Genomic DNA, 17106 nt, shown 5'->3' with positions numbered 1-17106 from the left:
GATGCTGGCGACCTTCCTGCTCTACGTCTTCTACACCCAGATCCTCATCGAGGTGCCGGGCGCACCGCTCGAATCTCCCTTCTGGACCGACGACCATGTCGCGCAGGGCTTCGCCTGGTCGCCGAAATCCATCAGCTTCGGCCTGCCGGATTCGGACGGGCAATCGAAGATCATCGTCCGGCGCTCGGAGAGCTTCCAACCCTCCGAGGAGACGTTGTGGGCCGTACAGACCCCGCTCGACGTCCCGGCCTCGCCCATCAGGATCAGCTCACCCACCACGGAGGAACATGAGGTCGCGGTTGCGCCCGGGCGCTACAATCTCGTGTTCGAGGCGCAGGCATCGCACGCACCGCCGGAAGCGGACATCGCCTATGTCATCCATCTCCACCTCATCCCGACCGAAACGCCCGCCTTCGCCATCCTCAAACAGGGCCAATTGGGCAGCGACCGCATCCTGCGCGAAACCACCGAGATGATCCCAGTGCCGGTCCAAACGCCCTGATGCCATTCCAAGTTTGGATGCCGTGCGCAGAAGAAGCCCAGATCGGAGAACGGCCTTGAGATGCGTTAGGAAAATAATTTTCGTGATCTCTCTGTGCCTCCCCGCCAGCGCACTTTCGGCTCCGGCTCCAACCGTCGTGAAGCTCGCTTATGCGATAGTTCGGGTGGATGCCACTCCAGAACAGGCCGTCACCGGCGAAATACAATGTTCAATCGGCAGAACGTGCGTGCTTGAAGAAGATGGCATAAGAGCCGAAATCGTTCTGAACTCCGACGTCAATGAATTGAGCGACGTCCGAATTTCCTGCTTCAAGCAGCCTCACTGCTCATTCCCCAGCGGGCGAACCTCAGCGCAATTTGGCTCCAAAGCCACCCTTGATCTGTACGAAGGCGCGGAAGGCTCTGGTCTTGAGCAGAAGCTGGTGATGAGGAGCAGGACGTCGTTTGGCAAACTGTATCTGGCAATCGATCGCTGACTAAACTTCACGCCGCTATATGACGCTTATGTTGCAGCCCGGCTAACCCCTCCTTCACCGTCGCTTGGCACAAGGCGCGCGAGGAGAGGACCCCCGTGTCATGAATGTTTTGCCGGAAGATCCACCGGGCTCCTGGCTCGCCACCCAGTTCGCCGCGATGGATTTCGCCTACCAGCCCATCATCAGCACGTCGTCGCTGAAGGTTCACGGCTTCGAGGCGCTGGCCCGGCCGCAGAACGGCGCCGATCTGCGCGCTGCTCGATCAGGCGGCCGACGCCGACATCCTCAGCCGCATGGATCTGCAGCTCGTCCAGAACGCCATCCGCAAATTCTCCCGCTTCGAGGGCGCGGGCTCGGTGCGCCTGTTCTGCAATGTCGACAATCGCAGCTATCGGGCGCCCGCGCTCAGCACCCGCTCCATCACCGATCTCGTCGAACAATGCGGCCTGAGGCCCGGCGATCTCTGCCTTGAAATCTCGGAGCGATTGCCCGTCCGTTCCTCGGCCGATCTCCTCCACACCATCGAGCTTCTCAAGGGCATGGGCGCGCACATCGCGCTGGATGATTTCGGCATCGGCACGTCCGGCCTGCACATGCTGATGATGATCGAGCCGCATTACGTCAAATTCGACGGCGTCTTCATCAAGGACATCGCCGGAAACACCCGCAAGCAGGCCATCATCTCCAAGCTGTGCGGCCTCGCCCATGCGCTGGGCTTCTTCACGGTCGCCGAGGGCGTGGAGACCGATGCCGATTTCCGCATGGTGCGCGACCTCGGTTGCGATCTCGCCCAGGGCTATTGCATCGCCCGCCCGACCACGCGGATCGAAGACCTTGCCCTTGCCTATGGCGGCACGCTCGCCAACACCGTCGAGCCGCGAATGGCGCCCACCGTCGCCAGCCGTCTCGCCCCCGTCACGCCTCTCCTGATCGACGAGCCCCTGTCGGCGGCCGCCCATATCTTCCAGTCCAGCCGCGGCCTCAGCGTTCTTCCCGTCACCGACAGTTCCGGCGTGGTGATGGGGGCGCTGCTGGAAGAGGATGTCCGCCGTTTCCAGCTCAGCGATTTCGGCCCGGCTCTTCTGGCCAACAAGGGAGCCGCACCGCGCCTCGCGAAGCTCGTCCGCCGCTTCCCCATCGCCGACGCCCATGGCAGCGTGGAAGCCATCATCAACAGCTACGTCGCGGCCGACAACGCGCACGGCATCATCCTCACCACGGAGGATCGCTATGCCGGCTATCTCAGCAATCATTCGGTGCTGAAACTGGCGGCCGAGCGCGAATTGTTCCTGGCGCGCGAGCAGAACCCGCTCACCCATCTGCGCGGAAACCGCAGCGTCCTGCGCCACATCGAGGAGGTGCTGGCGCGCCACGGCACCCAGACCCTGGCATTCCTCGATTTCGATAATTTCAAGGCCTTCAACGACAGCTACGGCTTCGCCGCCGGCGACCGCGCCATCCTCATGTTCGCCGAGATGCTGCGCAAGCTCGAGGTCGCGCGCGACATCTTCGTCGGTCACATCGGCGGCGACGATTTCTTCATCAGCCTCGCCATGGACGATTCCGAGAGCGCCGCCCTCATCCGCGAGCTGTGCCTCAAATTCGCGAGCGACGTCGAAAGCCTCTATTCGCCAACCGATCGTGCCGCCGGCGGCATCACCGCCCACGACCGTTTCGGCGCCGAGCGCTTCTTCCCCCTTATGCGCGTCTCCGCGAGCCTGCTTCACCTGCCGGTCTCGCGCGCCCATCTCGACGTCGAGATGGTCAACAACCAGCTCTCGGCGGGCAAGCTCGCGGCCAAGAGCTCGCCCACCGGCTTCGCCATCAAGCGGCTGCCGGAAAGCGGCGTGCCCCGGCTTCACGCCTGAGGGGGCAGGCGCTCGCCGCCCGCCTAAAGCCGCGCCTTGAGCTGAACCAGAACGGACCGCGGCTCGCCGTAATAATGGCCGGACGTCGCCAGCGTCTCGTAATATTCGGCATCCAGCAGGTTCGAGACCTTCAGCGACAGGTCGACCTGGTCGGTCACGGAATAGGACACCGCCGCATCGAGCCGCAGATAGCCCGGCGCCCTCACGGCATTGCTGAAATCCACGAAATGGCTCACCGCCATCCCGCCCGCGCCCAGCGTCAGGCCGCGCAGCCGGGGATGCTGCAGGTCATAGCTCGTCCAGAAGCTGAATTTGTGCCGGGGCGTGTTGGCCGAGGTCAGCCCAACGCGGCTCGCATCGCGGGATTCCGTCACCTCGTAATCGGTGAATGTATAGCCCGCGAACACCTTCCAGGCATCGGTCACACGGCCTGTCAGCTCCACCTCGAAGCCCTGGCTTTTCGTCTCGCCGTCGGTCTCGAACGCGCGCGGCGGTCCGCGATCCACCAGAAACGCCTCGTTGTTGCGGGTGATGTCGAACATCGCGAACGTCGCCTGCAGCCGCCCGTCGAGCAGCGCGCCCTTGATGCCGGCCTCATATTGCGTTCCGGTCATCGGCGGCAGCGCGGCGCCGGCGCGGTCGCGCTGGAATTGCGGCTCGAAGATATCCGCATAGCTTGCATACACCGACAATGCGGGGTTGATCGTGTAGACGAGCCCCAGCAGCGGGGTCGCGAATGCCTTCTCCTCGTAATCCTGGATGAACGGGCCGGTCATGTCGGATTGGAGGCTCGCCCAATTGAGTCGGCCACCGACAATGCCGGTAAGCGCATCGGTCAGTTTCGCGTTGAGCTGGCCGTACACGCCGTATTGCAGATAATCGCGATCCTGTCGGATTCCGTCATCGGCCGATCCGGGCACCGGCAGGTTCGGGTTTGGATCATAGATGTTGTCCGGAAACTCGTCGTAACCCCAGCGTTCGTCCACCTTCAGGTTGGAGCGGATAAGGCTCGCACCCAAAGTCGCATCGTGCTGGCGGCCGAACAGGTTGAAGCTGCCGCTGAGGGACGCGTCCAGATTCTGCCCGGTCTCGCTGTCGCGGTTGACGTTGAGCGAGGTGAAATATTCCCCCGTGTCGCGGTCGGCCCCCGGAAACAGCATGAGGTCGGCATTGTCGAGCTTCTGGCTGAAATGGCTGCCAGCGATGCGCGCCTTGAGCCCGCTCGTGAACTCGTGGATCACTTCCCCGGTCACGAGCAGATAATCGACGTTGAACCGGCCGAACCGTGATCCCAGAAAAGTCGAACGGTCGAGGTCGATCAGCCTGTCGTCCGTGTCGGCGGGCAAACCCCAGAACGGGGTCCGGTCGTCCTTCTGGTAGATGGCCGTGACGCGCGCAATGGTCGCGTCGCCGAGATCGGCTTCGAGGCTGCCCAGCAGCGCGATCTTCTGCTGGTCCGCCACGTCATAGAAGAAGTCGCGGTCGGTCAGCGCTGCGGCGAAGCGGCCACGCACATCGCCATCCGCGGCGACGGGCGCCGCGATGTCGAATTCCGCACGCCGGAAATCATGGCTGCCATAGGTCAGGGACGCTTCGGCCCCGAAGCCCTGGATCGGCCTCTTCAGCCGCCGGTTGGCGACGCCGCCCGGCTCACCCGCGCCCTCGAGCAGGCCCGCCGGCCCGCGCAGCACCTCGATGCGCTCCAGAAGGAAAGCGTCGATCACGGGCGTGAAATTGCCGTCCTCGCTCATGATGCGAAGGCCGTCCACATTGTTCAGCGTCGAAAAGCCCCGCGAACTGATGAATTGCGCGTGCGGTGATCCGCTGACATTGACGCCCGTGGTCCGGGCCAGCGCGTCCGCGTCCGAAAACAAAAGCTCATCGTCGAGGCGGCGCCGCGTCACCACGCTCACCGATTGCGGCGTCTCGCGGATCGACATGGGCAGGCGGCTGGCCACGCTCGCCTGATCGGCCGCATAGGTGTCGGCCTTCTCGTCGTCTCCGCCCCCGACTTCGATGACCTCGAGCGCGATCTCCATCGCATCCGGAGCCGCCTCCTGCGCGAAACCGGGCGTCGCCGCGCCCAGAGCAAGCACGCATGACGTCACGAACCAGCGCGCCGGCCCAGCCGGCATCCCCGCCGGCAGCCGGCTTTCGGCATTCCTCATCACAGACCCCCAATTCCCAAAACGGGGGCCTGTGTAGTGTATTGTTATAACATTTAATAGTTCGACGATTGGGTGCCCGGGGGCATTTTCTTCGAACTCAGTGATGGCCAAAAACGCTGCAGTTACCGCACCGTCGGCTCTCCGCGCGCCCCTCTGGCAGGCACGCGGAGAAACCTTGGCTCTGCGATCAGAAGGGCGCGTCGATGTCGACGACGTCGATCAGCTTGTGGTTGACGAATTCCTTGATGCCGAGGCCCAGCAATTCGCGGCCATAGCCGGAGCGCCGTACGCCGCCGAACGGCAGATCGGCCTTCACCATGGTGGGGTGGTTCACGAACACCATGCCGGTCGAGATCTTGCGGGCCACTTCCGCGCCGCGCTTGGTGTCCTGCGTGAACACCGAGCCGCCCAGCCCGAACGGGCTGTCATTGGCGATGCGCACGGCATCCTCCTCGTCCCTGGCGCGGAACACCATGGAGACGGGGCCGAAGAACTCCCAGTAGCGCGCCGGATTGTCCTCGCCGATGTCGGTCAGGATCGTCGGGCGCACGAACGCACCCTGGTTCGGCGCCTCCGGTCCCACTTCGGTCGCGGTCGCGCCGTGCTCAACCGCCTGCCGGATCATGTCCTTGATGTCGTCGGCCGCCTTCTGCGACGACAATGGAGCAAGCGTCGTCTCGGCGTCGAAGGGGTCGCCCATCTTCAGCTCGGACACGCCCTTGGTGTAGCTCTCCAGGAACTGGTCGTAGATCTCGTCGGCCACGATCATCCGCTTGGACGAGACGCAGACCTGCCCGCCGTTCCAATGCCGGCCGAACACCGCCCATTTCACCGTCTTGGCAAGGTCGGCGTCCTTCAGCACCACGAAGGCATCCGCACCGCCGAGCTCCATCGTCGATTTCTTCAGCGCCTTGCCGGCCGTGGCCGCCACCGCCGCACCGGCCGCTTCCGAGCCGGTCAGCGCCACGCCGTGCACGCGCGGATCGCTGAGGATCAGCTCGATCTGGCCATGGGTGCAGAACAGATTGATGAAGGCGCCGTCCGGCAGCCCGGCCTCGGCCATCAGCTTCTCGAAAGCCTGCGCGCTCTGCGGCACGTTGGCCGCGTGCTTCAGCAGCATCGTGTTGCCGGCCGATAGCTGCGGCGCGATGATGCGGGCGATCTGGTAATAAGGGAAGTTCCACGGCTCGATGGCGAGCAGCACGCCCAGCGGGTCGCACACCAGCACGGCTTCGCCCTCGGTCGGATCGGCCACGGACAGCTTTTCGGGCTTCAGCAAGCTTTCGGCGTTCTTGGCGTAATATTCGAAGATCGCGGCAGAGAGTTCCACCTCGGCCCGCGCCTCACCGATCAGCTTGCCCATTTCCAGCGTCAGGATCGGCGCATAGGTGTCGATGTCGCGGCGCAGGATGTCGGCCGCGGCCTGCATCACCTTCGCGCGTTCCGCAAACCCGGTTTCGCGCCAGGTCTTGAACGTCGCGTCCGCCTTTGCGATCGCGGCCTTGATCTCGTCGTCGCTTGCGGTCGGGAAGGTCTTCACGACCTCGCCGGTGTAGGGGTTCGTGGTTGCAAACGCCATGCTGTCGTCCTTCGCTCTTGGTCGGAAGGGTGGGTTTCGCGGTGATCGAAACCGGCCGCCGAATGCGGCCTGCGGGTCCACCGTGCCGTCCGCGAAGGTCCTTCACAGACGGTGCGGGCGTATCATCAACACTGCGCCCGCCGGCGAATACTGGGAATACTACGTAAGGCTAAGCAGCCGCCCCTTTCGTCGCCAGATGTCGAGGCATCACATCTTCTCGACCAGGCGCGGCACAGCACCCCGCGCCCGGTCCGATTCTACAGCGGCAGCCATGAGCGGGATGCCGCGACAGGCTCAGCGCTTGCGGACGAATTCCGTGCGCAGAACGAGGCCCTTGATCGCATCGTGGCGGCAATCGATCTCCTCGGGATTGTCGGTCAGGCGGATCGAGCGGATCACCGTGCCCTGCTTCAGGGTCTGGCCCGCGCCCTTCACCTTGAGATCCTTCACGAGAACGACCGAATCCCCGTCGGCCAGCACATTGCCGGACGCATCGCGCACCTCGGCCCGCCCCGCGTCGGCGGCGGCTGCCGCCATCTCGGAGGCCGGGCGCCATTCGCCCGTCGCTTCGTCATAGACGTAATCGTCGTTCTGATCGCTCATCCCTTGCCCTTGTCGCTCCTCGTGCTGCCGCGCATAGCGGTGTGGGCCATCTATAGCAGCCGAAATCGCGCTTTGAACCGCCACCCGTCGCAATTGCCTTTCGCGCCTCGACGTTTTCTCGACATGCCTGCCTTGCCAGAGGCAGTCCACATCGCTAAAGGCATTTGTAATGTTATTACATTAAATGAGTAGCGACGATGGTGCGGACAGGGAAGAAGACATCTCGTTGGCAGCGGATATCGGGCACCCTGCTTGCGGGAGGGAGCTGCGCAATTATCGGCCTCAACATGGCCTGCGCCCAGGAGAGCGCCGCCTCCGCGGCATCCGGCGCCACCGACGACATCGAGCTGGAAACGATCGTCGTCCACGGCTCGCCCGCCTCCGGAAAGGGCGCCGCGACCGAAAACACCAATTCCTACACGGCGGAAAAAAGCACGATCGGCGGCAAGCTCGTCCTGCCGGTGAAGGACACGCCTCGCTCGCTCTCCGTGCTCACGCGCAAGCGGCTCGACGACGAAAACATCACCAGCGTCACCGAGGCGGTGGAACGCGCCCCGGGCGTCTACAATCGCGATCAAGGAGACATGAGCGACGGGCCATTCTTCTACTCGCGCGGCTTCCAGATGTCGGTGTCCGAAGACGGCGTGCCGCTCGACACCTCCAATTATGGACCGGGCCTCGACACCGCCATCTATGATCGCGTCGAAGTGCTGCGCGGCCCGGACGGCCTCATGCAGGGACAGGGGCAATTGGGCGGCTCGGTCAATCTCGTCCGCAAGGCCCCGCTTGCCGCGCCCCGGTTCCAGACGGAGCTGTCCGCCGGGCAATGGGACAAGTTCCGCGGCGTCTTCGACCTGTCGGCTCCCCTCGTGGAGTCCGGCGCGTTGCGGGGCCGCGCCGTCGGCGTCGTCGAGACCCGGGATCATCATCTCGATTTCGTCGGCCAGGACCGCTTCATCGGCTACGGCACGCTCGAGGCCGACATCACGGACAGCACCACGATCACCCTCAGCGGCCTCGCCCAGCAAAGCTGGATCAATCCCTATATGGGCGGGCTCCATTATCCGGGCACCGACCGATGGACGCCGCGCGATCGCTATATCGGCGCGCGCTGGAGCAATTACGATCTGCAGAGAACCGAAGGCACGGTGAAGGCCGAGCACCGTTTCAACGACGATTGGACGCTGACCGCCACGACGACTTACCGCGTCTATGACAACGCCAAGAGATTCGCGTTCCACAATCCCAATCCGGGCTTCTCCGACACGGGCCTGTCGCCGCTCATCAACCGCGCCACCTGGTTCGAGGGCGAGCAATGGACCGGCGACGCGCATGTGAACGGGCGCGTGCACGCCTTCGGCCGCACCCATGAACTTGCGTTCGGCGCGAATTTCGAGAGTTTCGATTACGAGAGCTGGACGCGGAACGCCGCATCGGTCGGCCTCTGGCCCGTGGGCGATCCCGACGTGCCCTACCAGCACCTTGAACGCGGCGCATCGAGCGGGACGGGCATCGAGCAGCGCGGGATCTACGCGCAGGCCCGCCTCGAAATCATGAACCGCCTGCACGCTCATCTTGGCGGCCGGCTCAGCGATTACTTCTCCGACCGCGTCAGCACGCAAGGCGTGAGATCGGTCGCCTATGATGAGGACAACGTCTTCACGCCCTATGGCGCGCTCGTCCTCGGGCTCACCGAATCCGTCAATGTCTATGTCAGCTATGCCGACATCTTCCGCACCCAATCGGTCGACACGCTCGATGCCGGCGACAACGTGCTGCCGCCGATCGTCGGAGAGCAATACGAAGCCGGGATCAAGGCCGCCTTGTTCGACGGGCGCCTCACGCCCAGCTTATCCATCTTCCGTGCGCGCGACACCAACCGCGCGGTCTACGATGGCGGCAGCGATGCCTATGTCGCCGCCGGCGAAGTGGAGAGCCGGGGCTTCGAAATCGAACTCAACGGCCGCATCCTCCCGAACTGGGAGGTCGCCGCCGGCTACACCTTCACCAAAACGGAATTCCTGGCCGGCCAGCCGGCCGAGATCGGCCAGCGTTTCAACGCCTTCTTCCCGGAGCAGAGCTTCAAGCTCTGGACCAATTACACCATCGAGCACGGCACCGTTTTCGACGGGCTGGAGCTCGGCCTCGGCATCCGCGCCTACAGTGAAAGCACCTCATCGATCGCCGCGCCCTATGCCGCGACCTTCACGCAGCCGGCCTATGCCGTGGTCGACGCCCGCCTCGCTTATCGGGTGAACGACAGCACCGATCTGTCGCTCAACGTCTTCAACATCTTCGACGAGAACTATCTCGCCTATCCGAGCGTGCGCGCCTTCTATGACGAACCGCGCCGGGCCGAGGTCAAGGCCGTCATGCGCTGGTAGGAGCGGCCTGAATGCGGCCCTCTCACCGTGGCCGCCAGCGCAGCAGCCGCATGGCGTTGGCAGTGACGAGCACGGTCGCGCCGGTATCGGCCAGGATCGCCGGCCACAGCCCCGTCACACCGATGATGGTCGTCACCAGAAACACCGCCTTCAGGCCCAGCGCCATGGCGATGTTCTGGCGGATATTGCCCATCACCGTCTTCGACAGCCGGATCATGTCGGGCACGTCGCGCACCCGCCCGTGCAGGATGGCGGCGTCGGCGGTTTCCAGCGCCACGTCGGTGCCGCCGCCCATGGCGATGCCGATATCGGCCGCCGCCAGCGCCGGCGCATCGTTGATGCCGTCGCCCACCTTCGCCACCACGCGGCCCTCGGCCTGCAATTCGGTCACGATGCGCTGCTTGTCCTGCGGCAGCAATTCGGCGCGCGCCTCGATGCCCAGTCCCGCCGCCACCGCCTCGGCCGTGGTGCGGTTGTCGCCCGTCAGCATCAGCGGGCGCACCCCGGCCGACGCCAGTTCGGCGATAGCCTCAGCCGCGTCGGGCCGCGCCTCGTCGCGCATCGCGATGAAGCCCGCCACGCCGCCACGCGCCAGAACCACCGACACCGTCTTTCCCTGCGCGTTCAGCACGGCAATGGCGGACATCTGCTCGGCATCGAGCGGCACGCGACGTCCTGCCGCCTGAGGCGATCCGAGGAACACGCTCTCGCCGCCGACATTGCCCTCCACGCCCTCGCCGGGCACGGCCGAGGCGTCGAAGGCCGGCGGCACCGGCACGTTGTCGGCCTTCGCCCGCTCCAGGATCGCCACGGCCAAGGGATGGCTCGACCCCCGCTCCAGCGCGGCGGCCAGCGACAGCACGTCCCGCACCGAGCGGCCGCCCGCCAATATCTCCGTCACCACGGGCCGGCCTGCCGTCAGTGTGCCGGTCTTGTCGAAGGCCACGGCATCGATCCGGCCCAGCGTTTCGAGCACGATGCCGCCCTTCATCAGCAGGCCGCGCCGCGCACCGGCCGACAGCCCTGCCGCAATCGCGGCCGGCGTCGAGATCACCAGCGCGCAGGGGCAACCGATCAGCAGGATCGCGAGCCCCTTGTAGACCCACTCGCCCCAATCCGCCCCCATCACCAGCGGCGGCAAGGTCGCCACCAGGGCACCGACGACCAGCACACCGGGTGTGTAGACCTTCGAAAACCGGTCGATGAAGCGCTCGGTCGGCGATTTCGATTCCTGCGCCTCCTCCACCAGCCGCACGATGCGGGCGATGGTGTTGTCGGCGGCGGCCGCGCTCACCCGCACCCGCAGCACGGAGCCGGCATTCACCGTGCCGGCGAACACCGCATCGCCCACCGCCTTGCGCTTGGGCACGCTTTCCCCCGTCACCGGCGCCTCGTCGATCTCGCCCGCGCCTTCCACGATGGTGCCGTCGGCCGGCAGCCGGTCGCCCGGACGCACCAGAATGGTCTGCCCGATCTCGAGGTTTTCAGCCGGGATCTCGATGGTCGCGCCCTCGCGCTCCACCAGAGCCGTCTTCGGAACGAGCGCGGTCAGCCCCTGAATGCTGCTGCGGGCCCGGCTGGCGGCCAGGCCCTCCAGCATCTCGCCGATGAGGAACAACAGCAGCACCATCGCCGCCTCCTCTTCGGCCCCGATGATGACGGCGCCGATCGCGGCGATGCTCATCAGCGTCTCGATCGAGAACGGCGTGCCGAACCGCGCGGCGCTGATGGCGCGCCAGCCGACCGGCCCCAGCCCCACGATCAACGCGGCAATAAAGGCCGGGCGCTCCAGCGCCGGAAAAAGATGGCCCAGCACATAGGCGGCCACCAGCGCCGCACCGCACAGCGCGGTCAGCCGGGCCTTTTTGGTCCGCCACCACACCGTCTCGCCGTCGTCCGCCCCGTGCGAATGTCCGGAATGGCTGTGATCGTGGCCGGCATGGTCGTGGTCCCCGTGGTCGCGGCCGGGGGGCACCTGCACCGCCGCGCGTCCCATTGCCGGTTCCGCGCCATAACCGAGATTGCGTACCTGCCGCACGATGTCCGCGCGGTCGATGCCCTCGCCATGGCTGACGCGCATCGTCCCGGCAGCCACCGAAACCTGCACATCGTCCACGCCCGGCAAACGCCGCACGGCCGTGTCGATCTTGTTGGCGCAGGCCGCGCAATCCATTCCGGTCACGCGGTAGCGGCTTTCGGTCTTGGCGGCGTCCACAGCCATCTCCTTGCATCTCGTGACGGCAGGCTTAATTCCTCTAGTGACTAGAGGAGCAAGCGCCAAAATGAAAAAATCCGTGCCGATCGGGCAGGCCTCGCGCGAAAGCGGCATCAAGGTGCCTACCATCCGCTATTACGAGCAGATCGGCCTCCTGCCCTCTCTGCCGCGGACGGAGGGCAACAGGCGCCTCTACGATGCCGACGATCTGCGCCGCCTCCGCTTCATCCGCCACGCGCGGGAACTGGGCTTCGAGATCGAGCCGATCCGCGATCTCATGGCGCTCGCCGAAGATCCGGATCGTCCGTGCGAACGGGCCGACCGCATCGCACAGGCGCATCTCGCCGACATCGACCACAAGATCGCCCGGCTCACCGCCCTGCGGGCGGAAGTGGCCCGGATGGCGGCCTGCTCACACAGCTCCGCCGGCGATTGCAAGGTGCTCGAAGTCCTCGGCGATCACGGCGAATGCCTGTCCGACCGCCATTAGCCGAACGGCCGCGCACACCCAACCAACTGCCGCTGGCATGCCCGAAGCAACCCGCCGATCCGGCGCGGCGGTGAGTTAGAACGACAGATCAGTCGACGGGCTCCGCCGACACGCGGCACAGATCCGCAAGGCGCGCCCGGTCCACCAGTTCGCCCGCCACGAAGCGCAAGCGCACGGACGAGGAGCCGCCGCGATGGCGCTCCAGCACCCCCACGATGCTGTCCTCGGCCTCCGGAGCATCGATCCGAACCTCGTTGATGCGCCCGGGCACGAGATCGACGGCGATGTTCCGCGCCGGAACGCGCAGGGTGTAGATCTCGTCGCCCGACGTCACCAGAAGCCGGACAGGTTCGCCGGCCGGCAATGCGATCACACCCCGGCTGGCGCATTCCCTTTGGTGAGGTCCGTTCGGATTGTCGATCGTGTAGTCCAGCGCGAACACACCGCCCGCCGCCATCACCCGCACCGAAAGTTTGGACTCGGATTCATCTGGCATGCGCATCAGCAATTCGGCCCCGGCCTCGCAATCCTTGCGGCTGTCGGGCGGAAGCTCGCGGCAGAAATCCAGCGGCGTCACGGCGTCCTGCGCCGCGGCGCCTGCCGCCGACAGCCCGTTCGCTGCGAGGCTCACGGCGATGAGGATGGCGCTCGGTCTGACAGCCATGGCGAATGTCCCTGTTGCTCGGTTCTCATCCGCTGTTCGCAATCTCGGCGGCAACACGCAAGGGCAGCTCGGGGAAAAATCCCCGGCTCTTGATGGGCCGGGCGTCAACGGGCATGCACATGCGGGATCCACCCTCCGTCCGTCCTCGAAGGACACCGCATGACCGAGCTCGCCATTTCCGCCGCCGACATCCGCGATGCCGCCGCCCGCCTGAAGGGCGCGGCCGTTCGCACCCCGCTCCTGGAATTCGCACCGCTCAACGAGCGCGCGGGGCGGCGCGTTCTCGTGAAGTTCGAGGGCGCGCAGCACACGGGCTCGTTCAAGTTCCGGGGCGCCTACAATCGGCTGTCGCGCATTCCCGAGCACCAGAAGGCGGCGGGCGTGCTGGCGTGGTCGTCGGGCAATCACGCGCAGGGCGTGGCGGCTGCTGCGCGCAGGCTCGGCCTGCCGGCGATTATCGTCATGCCGGCCGATGCGCCCGCCATCAAGATCGCCAACACGCGGGCGCTCGGCGCCGAAGTGGTGCTGTACGACCGTTACACGCAGGATCGCGAGCGGATCGGCACCGCCCTCGCCGAAGAGCGCGGCGCGCTCATCGTTCCGCCCTTCGACGACCCGTTCATCATCGCGGGCCAGGGCACGGCCGGGCTCGAAATCCTCGAACAGGCGCGCGAGGCCGGCGTCGAGATCGGCACACTCCTCGCACCCTGCGGTGGCGGCGGCCTCGTCTCGGGCATCGCCACGGCCATCAAGGACGCCGCCCCCCACGTCGCGGTGCACAGCGTGGAGCCCGAGGCGTTCGACGACACCGCCCGCTCTCTCGTCAGCGGCCAGCGCGAACACGTTTCGGCGGATGCCCGCTCCATCTGCGATGCGCTTTTGTCGCCAAGTCCGGGCCGCCTCACCTTCCCCATCAATCAGGCGCTGCTGTCGGGCGGGCTAACGGTCAGCGACGATCAGGTGCGCGCAGCCATGCGCTTCGCGTTCGAGAAGATGAAGCTCGTCATCGAGCCCGGCGGTGCGGTCGCGCTCACGGCGGCGTTGGAGGGCCTCGCCCCGCCGGCCGAGGGCGCTCTCGTCGTCGTCGCCTCGGGCGCCAATGTGGACCCGGCCCTCTATGCCGGTATCCTCACCGCCTGAACATCGTCCTAGAGAGGCGGCACACGCTGGGCGGCCGAGCCCAGGATGCCCAGCACGCTGACGATGAAGGCGATCCAGCTCAGCTTCGAATTCGTATAGCTGGCAAGAGCGTCCCGCCCCCGCACGAGCCGCGTGCCGTAATAGATCACCGAATGCACGAGGTAGAAGACCACCAGCGGCGCGAACACCAGCTGGCCGACGGCCTCGCCCCAATTGCCATCGGATGCCATCCGGGCTGCCAGCGGCGCATTGCACAGCGCCGAGACGGCAAGGATAATGGCGATGCAGATGATCTGACGCATGACGCCGCTGATACAGGATTCGATGTTCCCGCACAGCCTTCCTGAGCCCGGCCTCATCATTCTGCGGCGCCACGAAGATTCGTCATGGCGCTGCGTCGGCTGTCACCGCGAATACGATGACAGCCTGCCGGATCACTCTCCCTGCGGGCGCGCCGGGTCCAGAGCCGCCAGGAGAACCTCTGCCGTTCGGGTCGACGAAGACGGGTTCTGGCCAGTGATGAGCTGGCCATCCACGACGGTGTGAACGCCCCAGTCCTTCACCCGCGAGAACATTGCGCCCTGACCGACAAGCTCGTCCTCAACCAGGAACGGCACGATCTTCGTCAGGCCGACGCCCTCCTCCTCGCTGTTGGTGAACCCCGTGACATGGCGGCCCTTCACCAGCGGCGAGCCATCGGGATTGGTCACATGGCGCAGCACGCCCGGCGCGTGGCAGACCAGCGCCACGTTCTTGCCAGCCGCCAGAAAAGCCTCGATCAGGCGGATCGAATCCCGATCTTCCGCCAGATCCCAGAGCGGACCGTGGCCGCCGGGATAGAACACCGCGTCGAAATCATCCTGCACGACGCTGTCGAGACGGACGGTATCCGTCAATTGGGCCTTTGCGTCCTCATCGGCAGAGAAGCGCCGCGTCGCATCGGTCTGGAAATCCGGCTCATCGCTCTTCGGGTCGAGCGGCGGCTGGCCTCCCTTGGGCGACGCGAGAACGATGTCCGCGCCCGCATCCTTGAAGACATAATAGGGCGCGGCGAGCTCCTCCAGCCAGAAGCCGGTCTTGCGGCCGGTGTCTCCAAGCGTGTCGTGGGACGTGAGCACGATCAGAACCTTCATCGTCATATCTCCTGCGGATGGCGCATCCGGCGCGAAAGACCGGGATTGCGCTGACATCGATGAAACCCATCGGCGTCTTCCTGAGACCCAAGATGATGCGTCGGTATCTATTCGAGAAATTTATTTCTTGTATTCCAGATATTGTTATTGATTTTGATCTGGATGAAAGTCGACCTGAACCTGCTGCCCGTGTTTCTCGCATTGATGGAGGAACGCAACGTCACGCGGGCCGCCGATCGCCTCGGCATCACGCAGCCCGCACTCTCGAATGCGCTCAACCGCCTGCGCGACATGCTGCGCGATCCCCTGTTCGTCCGCGAGCGCTATGGCATCCGGCCAACCCAGCTGGCCGAGGAGATCGCGCCATCCATCGAAGCGACGCTGGCGCGCTTGAACGATCTGATCGCACAGCAGCAGGTGTTCGACCCCGCCAAGGCGGACCGCCTGTTTCTCATCGCACCCAACAGCTATGCGGAACTGGTTCTGATGCCGGCGCTGATCGCCCGGCTCGGCAGGCTCGCACCGGGCATCCGGGTCCGCATGACGCCGTTCGGCAACGATCTCGCCGAGACGGGGCTGATGTCCGGCACGACATCCATGGCCCTCGGGCGGATCGTCGACCCGCCCGACAACCTCGTCATCCAGCATCTGATGGACGACGGTCTCGCCTGCATCGTGCGTAAAGACCATCCGGACGTGGGCGACAGCCTGACCCGCGCTCAATATGAGCGGCTGAAGCATGTGAACGTTCTGCCACCGGGGCGCATCCGGGCCGGCCTATTCCAGGCGCTGGAACAGCAGAACGTCCGGCGCGAGGTGGCGGTGTCGGTCACGCATTTCCTGACGGTCCCGGAGATGGTCGCCGTCACCGATTATTGCGCGACCCTGCCGCGCCTCATCTGCCGTCACCTCAAGCAGGACTCCCGACTCAAGGTTCTGCCCTCACCGGTCGATCTCGGCACCTTTCCGGTCGAGATGGCCTGGCACGTGCGCTACCGCAACGATCCCGCGCATCTTTGGCTGCGCACCACGATCGCAGACGTCGCCCGCGAGCTCGTGGCGGGCTGATCCATCCGCGCTTGCGGCCTCAGCCGCGCTTCGCCGGCACGCCCACGCCCGGCACTTCGGGCCGCCCCACCTCCGGCACCAAGCCCTTGGCGAAGCGCCGCACCCGCCGCACGCGCGAGGCACGCTTCTTCACCCGCACAGGGCGCGGGTCCTGCTTGATCGCCTCCACCATGTGCACGCCCGCGAACGGCGCCCAGAAGCGCACGCCCAGCCGCTCCAGCGCGATGGCCGAGCGCAGAACGATGGCCCGCTCGATCGGCGGAAACATCAGGGCCTCGGCCCATTCCACCGGCTGGAATTGCAGCCGCCGCAGCAGCCCGGTCAGCTGGCTGCGGCTGTAGGGCCGGCCATGGCCGAACGGATTGTTCTCGAAGGCCGACCACGGCGCACGGCGATTGGCGACCACAGCCAGCAGCCGCCCGCCGGGGGCCAGGCAGCGCCAGCATTCGCGCAGCACCTCGTCGGGGTCTTCCGCGTTCTCCAGCGCGTGCACCAGCACGATGCGGTCGACGGCCGAATCCGGCAGCGGCCACATTTCGCCGTCGGCCAGCACGCTCGCCACGCCGCGCGCCGAGCGCCAGTCGATCACGCCCTGCTCGGCCGGCATGAACGCCATCACCCGTTCCGCCTCGTCGCGGAACGCGCCGAGAAACGGCGTCACGAAGCCGAAACCCAGCACGCGCTGGCCCGCCACGTCGGCGAACCGCGCCCGCAGCTTGGCCCGCAGCACACGCCGCGCCACCTGGCCAAGGGGGGAATGGTAGAAATCGCGCAGTTCGGTGATGTCGAGCGACATGGCTCAAGTGTGGCGCTCAAC

15 protein-coding genes and 1 pseudogene are annotated in these 17106 nt (G+C 65.8%); 8 read left to right on the top strand and 8 right to left on the bottom strand.

What is annotated here, in order from left to right:
* Position 1: 1 nt before the first annotated feature.
* The 4 genes and pseudogenes from comJ (at position 2) to ACQ6S1_RS13185 (ending at position 2845) form a co-directional block, all read left to right on the top strand.
* Complete coding sequence (gene comJ / locus ACQ6S1_RS13200) at positions 2-502, top strand: competence protein ComJ (RefSeq protein WP_445041670.1); 501 nt, start codon at positions 2-4, stop codon at positions 500-502.
* A gap of 82 nt (positions 503-584) precedes the next feature.
* The gene (locus ACQ6S1_RS13195) at positions 585-977 is read left to right on the top strand and encodes a hypothetical protein (RefSeq protein ID WP_445041669.1); all 393 of its coding nucleotides are present in this window, start codon (positions 585-587) and stop codon (positions 975-977) included.
* 227 nt (positions 978-1204) lie between these two features.
* A pseudogene (locus ACQ6S1_RS13190) lies at positions 1205-1780 on the top strand (EAL domain-containing protein); the annotation flags it as partial.
* 78 nt (positions 1781-1858) lie between these two features.
* On the top strand, positions 1859-2845 hold the full coding sequence (locus tag ACQ6S1_RS13185) for a GGDEF domain-containing protein (protein WP_445042024.1): 987 nt from the start codon (positions 1859-1861) through the stop codon (positions 2843-2845).
* A gap of 23 nt (positions 2846-2868) precedes the next feature.
* Here ACQ6S1_RS13185 and ACQ6S1_RS13180 read toward each other — a convergent pair whose 3' ends face one another.
* The 3 genes from ACQ6S1_RS13180 to ACQ6S1_RS13170 form a co-directional block, all read right to left on the bottom strand.
* Complete coding sequence (locus ACQ6S1_RS13180; RefSeq protein WP_445041668.1) at positions 2869-5013, bottom strand: TonB-dependent siderophore receptor; 2145 nt, start codon at positions 5011-5013, stop codon at positions 2869-2871.
* Between the two features lie 187 nt (positions 5014-5200).
* Positions 5201-6592, bottom strand: a complete 1392-nt coding sequence (locus tag ACQ6S1_RS13175; RefSeq protein WP_445041667.1) for an NAD-dependent succinate-semialdehyde dehydrogenase — start codon at positions 6590-6592, stop codon at positions 5201-5203.
* 294 nt (positions 6593-6886) lie between these two features.
* Complete coding sequence (locus ACQ6S1_RS13170) at positions 6887-7195, bottom strand: alkylphosphonate utilization protein (RefSeq protein ID WP_445041666.1); 309 nt, start codon at positions 7193-7195, stop codon at positions 6887-6889.
* A gap of 287 nt (positions 7196-7482) precedes the next feature.
* Here ACQ6S1_RS13170 and ACQ6S1_RS13165 point away from each other — a divergent pair, with 287 nt between their 5' ends.
* Complete coding sequence (locus ACQ6S1_RS13165; RefSeq protein WP_445041665.1) at positions 7483-9579, top strand: TonB-dependent siderophore receptor; 2097 nt, start codon at positions 7483-7485, stop codon at positions 9577-9579.
* Between the two features lie 22 nt (positions 9580-9601).
* Here the strand turns inward: ACQ6S1_RS13165 and ACQ6S1_RS13160 are convergent, their stop codons facing one another.
* On the bottom strand, positions 9602-11800 hold the full coding sequence (locus tag ACQ6S1_RS13160) for a heavy metal translocating P-type ATPase (protein ID WP_445041664.1): 2199 nt from the start codon (positions 11798-11800) through the stop codon (positions 9602-9604).
* A gap of 61 nt (positions 11801-11861) precedes the next feature.
* Here ACQ6S1_RS13160 and ACQ6S1_RS13155 point away from each other — a divergent pair, with 61 nt between their 5' ends.
* Positions 11862-12284 carry a MerR family transcriptional regulator gene (locus tag ACQ6S1_RS13155; RefSeq protein ID WP_445041663.1) on the top strand — a complete coding sequence of 141 codons (423 nt, stop codon included), beginning with the start codon at positions 11862-11864 and terminating at the stop codon, positions 12282-12284.
* Positions 12285-12372: 88 nt separating this feature from the next.
* Here the strand turns inward: ACQ6S1_RS13155 and ACQ6S1_RS13150 are convergent, their stop codons facing one another.
* A complete protein-coding gene (locus ACQ6S1_RS13150) occupies positions 12373-12948 on the bottom strand; it encodes a cupredoxin domain-containing protein (RefSeq protein ID WP_445041662.1) in 576 nt (191 codons plus the stop codon).
* 159 nt (positions 12949-13107) lie between these two features.
* On the opposite strand from ACQ6S1_RS13150, the gene ACQ6S1_RS13145 reads away from it, so the two are divergent.
* Positions 13108-14088, top strand: a complete 981-nt coding sequence (locus ACQ6S1_RS13145; protein ID WP_445041661.1) for a threonine ammonia-lyase — start codon at positions 13108-13110, stop codon at positions 14086-14088.
* A gap of 8 nt (positions 14089-14096) precedes the next feature.
* Here the strand turns inward: ACQ6S1_RS13145 and ACQ6S1_RS13140 are convergent, their stop codons facing one another.
* On the bottom strand, positions 14097-14390 hold the full coding sequence (locus ACQ6S1_RS13140) for a hypothetical protein (RefSeq protein WP_445041660.1): 294 nt from the start codon (positions 14388-14390) through the stop codon (positions 14097-14099).
* A gap of 132 nt (positions 14391-14522) precedes the next feature.
* Positions 14523-15221: a type 1 glutamine amidotransferase domain-containing protein gene (locus ACQ6S1_RS13135; RefSeq protein WP_445041659.1), complete on the bottom strand. Its 699-nt coding sequence runs from the start codon at positions 15219-15221 to the stop codon at positions 14523-14525.
* Positions 15222-15383: 162 nt separating this feature from the next.
* Here ACQ6S1_RS13135 and ACQ6S1_RS13130 point away from each other — a divergent pair, with 162 nt between their 5' ends.
* The gene (locus ACQ6S1_RS13130) at positions 15384-16289 is read left to right on the top strand and encodes a LysR family transcriptional regulator (RefSeq protein WP_445041658.1); all 906 of its coding nucleotides are present in this window, start codon (positions 15384-15386) and stop codon (positions 16287-16289) included.
* Positions 16290-16308: 19 nt separating this feature from the next.
* Here the strand turns inward: ACQ6S1_RS13130 and ACQ6S1_RS13125 are convergent, their stop codons facing one another.
* A complete protein-coding gene (locus ACQ6S1_RS13125; RefSeq protein ID WP_445041657.1) occupies positions 16309-17085 on the bottom strand; it encodes a class I SAM-dependent methyltransferase in 777 nt (258 codons plus the stop codon).
* Between the last annotated feature and the right edge of the window lie 21 nt (positions 17086-17106).

This window comes from Terrihabitans aquatilis (genome assembly GCF_052542005.1).
The sequence above is the reverse complement of the archived record's forward strand: the minus strand, read 5'-3'. Positions and strand labels throughout refer to the sequence as shown.

Coding starts and splice junctions, on each gene's coding strand:
- ACQ6S1_RS13155 (WP_445041663.1), top strand. CDS start 11,862: ATGAAAAAATCCGTGCCGATCGGGCAGGCCTCGCGCGAAAGCGGCATC.
- ACQ6S1_RS13140 (WP_445041660.1), bottom strand. CDS start 14,390: ATGCGTCAGATCATCTGCATCGCCATTATCCTTGCCGTCTCGGCGCTG.
- ACQ6S1_RS13185 (WP_445042024.1), top strand. CDS start 1,859: ATGGCGCCCACCGTCGCCAGCCGTCTCGCCCCCGTCACGCCTCTCCTG.
- ACQ6S1_RS13170 (WP_445041666.1), bottom strand. CDS start 7,195: ATGAGCGATCAGAACGACGATTACGTCTATGACGAAGCGACGGGCGAA.
- ACQ6S1_RS13150 (WP_445041662.1), bottom strand. CDS start 12,948: ATGGCTGTCAGACCGAGCGCCATCCTCATCGCCGTGAGCCTCGCAGCG.
- ACQ6S1_RS13175 (WP_445041667.1), bottom strand. CDS start 6,592: ATGGCGTTTGCAACCACGAACCCCTACACCGGCGAGGTCGTGAAGACC.
- comJ (WP_445041670.1), top strand. CDS start 2: ATGCTGGCGACCTTCCTGCTCTACGTCTTCTACACCCAGATCCTCATC.
- ACQ6S1_RS13145 (WP_445041661.1), top strand. CDS start 13,108: ATGACCGAGCTCGCCATTTCCGCCGCCGACATCCGCGATGCCGCCGCC.
- ACQ6S1_RS13160 (WP_445041664.1), bottom strand. CDS start 11,800: ATGGCTGTGGACGCCGCCAAGACCGAAAGCCGCTACCGCGTGACCGGA.
- ACQ6S1_RS13135 (WP_445041659.1), bottom strand. CDS start 15,221: ATGAAGGTTCTGATCGTGCTCACGTCCCACGACACGCTTGGAGACACC.
- ACQ6S1_RS13125 (WP_445041657.1), bottom strand. CDS start 17,085: ATGTCGCTCGACATCACCGAACTGCGCGATTTCTACCATTCCCCCCTT.
- ACQ6S1_RS13130 (WP_445041658.1), top strand. CDS start 15,384: ATGAAAGTCGACCTGAACCTGCTGCCCGTGTTTCTCGCATTGATGGAG.
- ACQ6S1_RS13180 (WP_445041668.1), bottom strand. CDS start 5,013: ATGAGGAATGCCGAAAGCCGGCTGCCGGCGGGGATGCCGGCTGGGCCG.
- ACQ6S1_RS13165 (WP_445041665.1), top strand. CDS start 7,483: ATGGCCTGCGCCCAGGAGAGCGCCGCCTCCGCGGCATCCGGCGCCACC.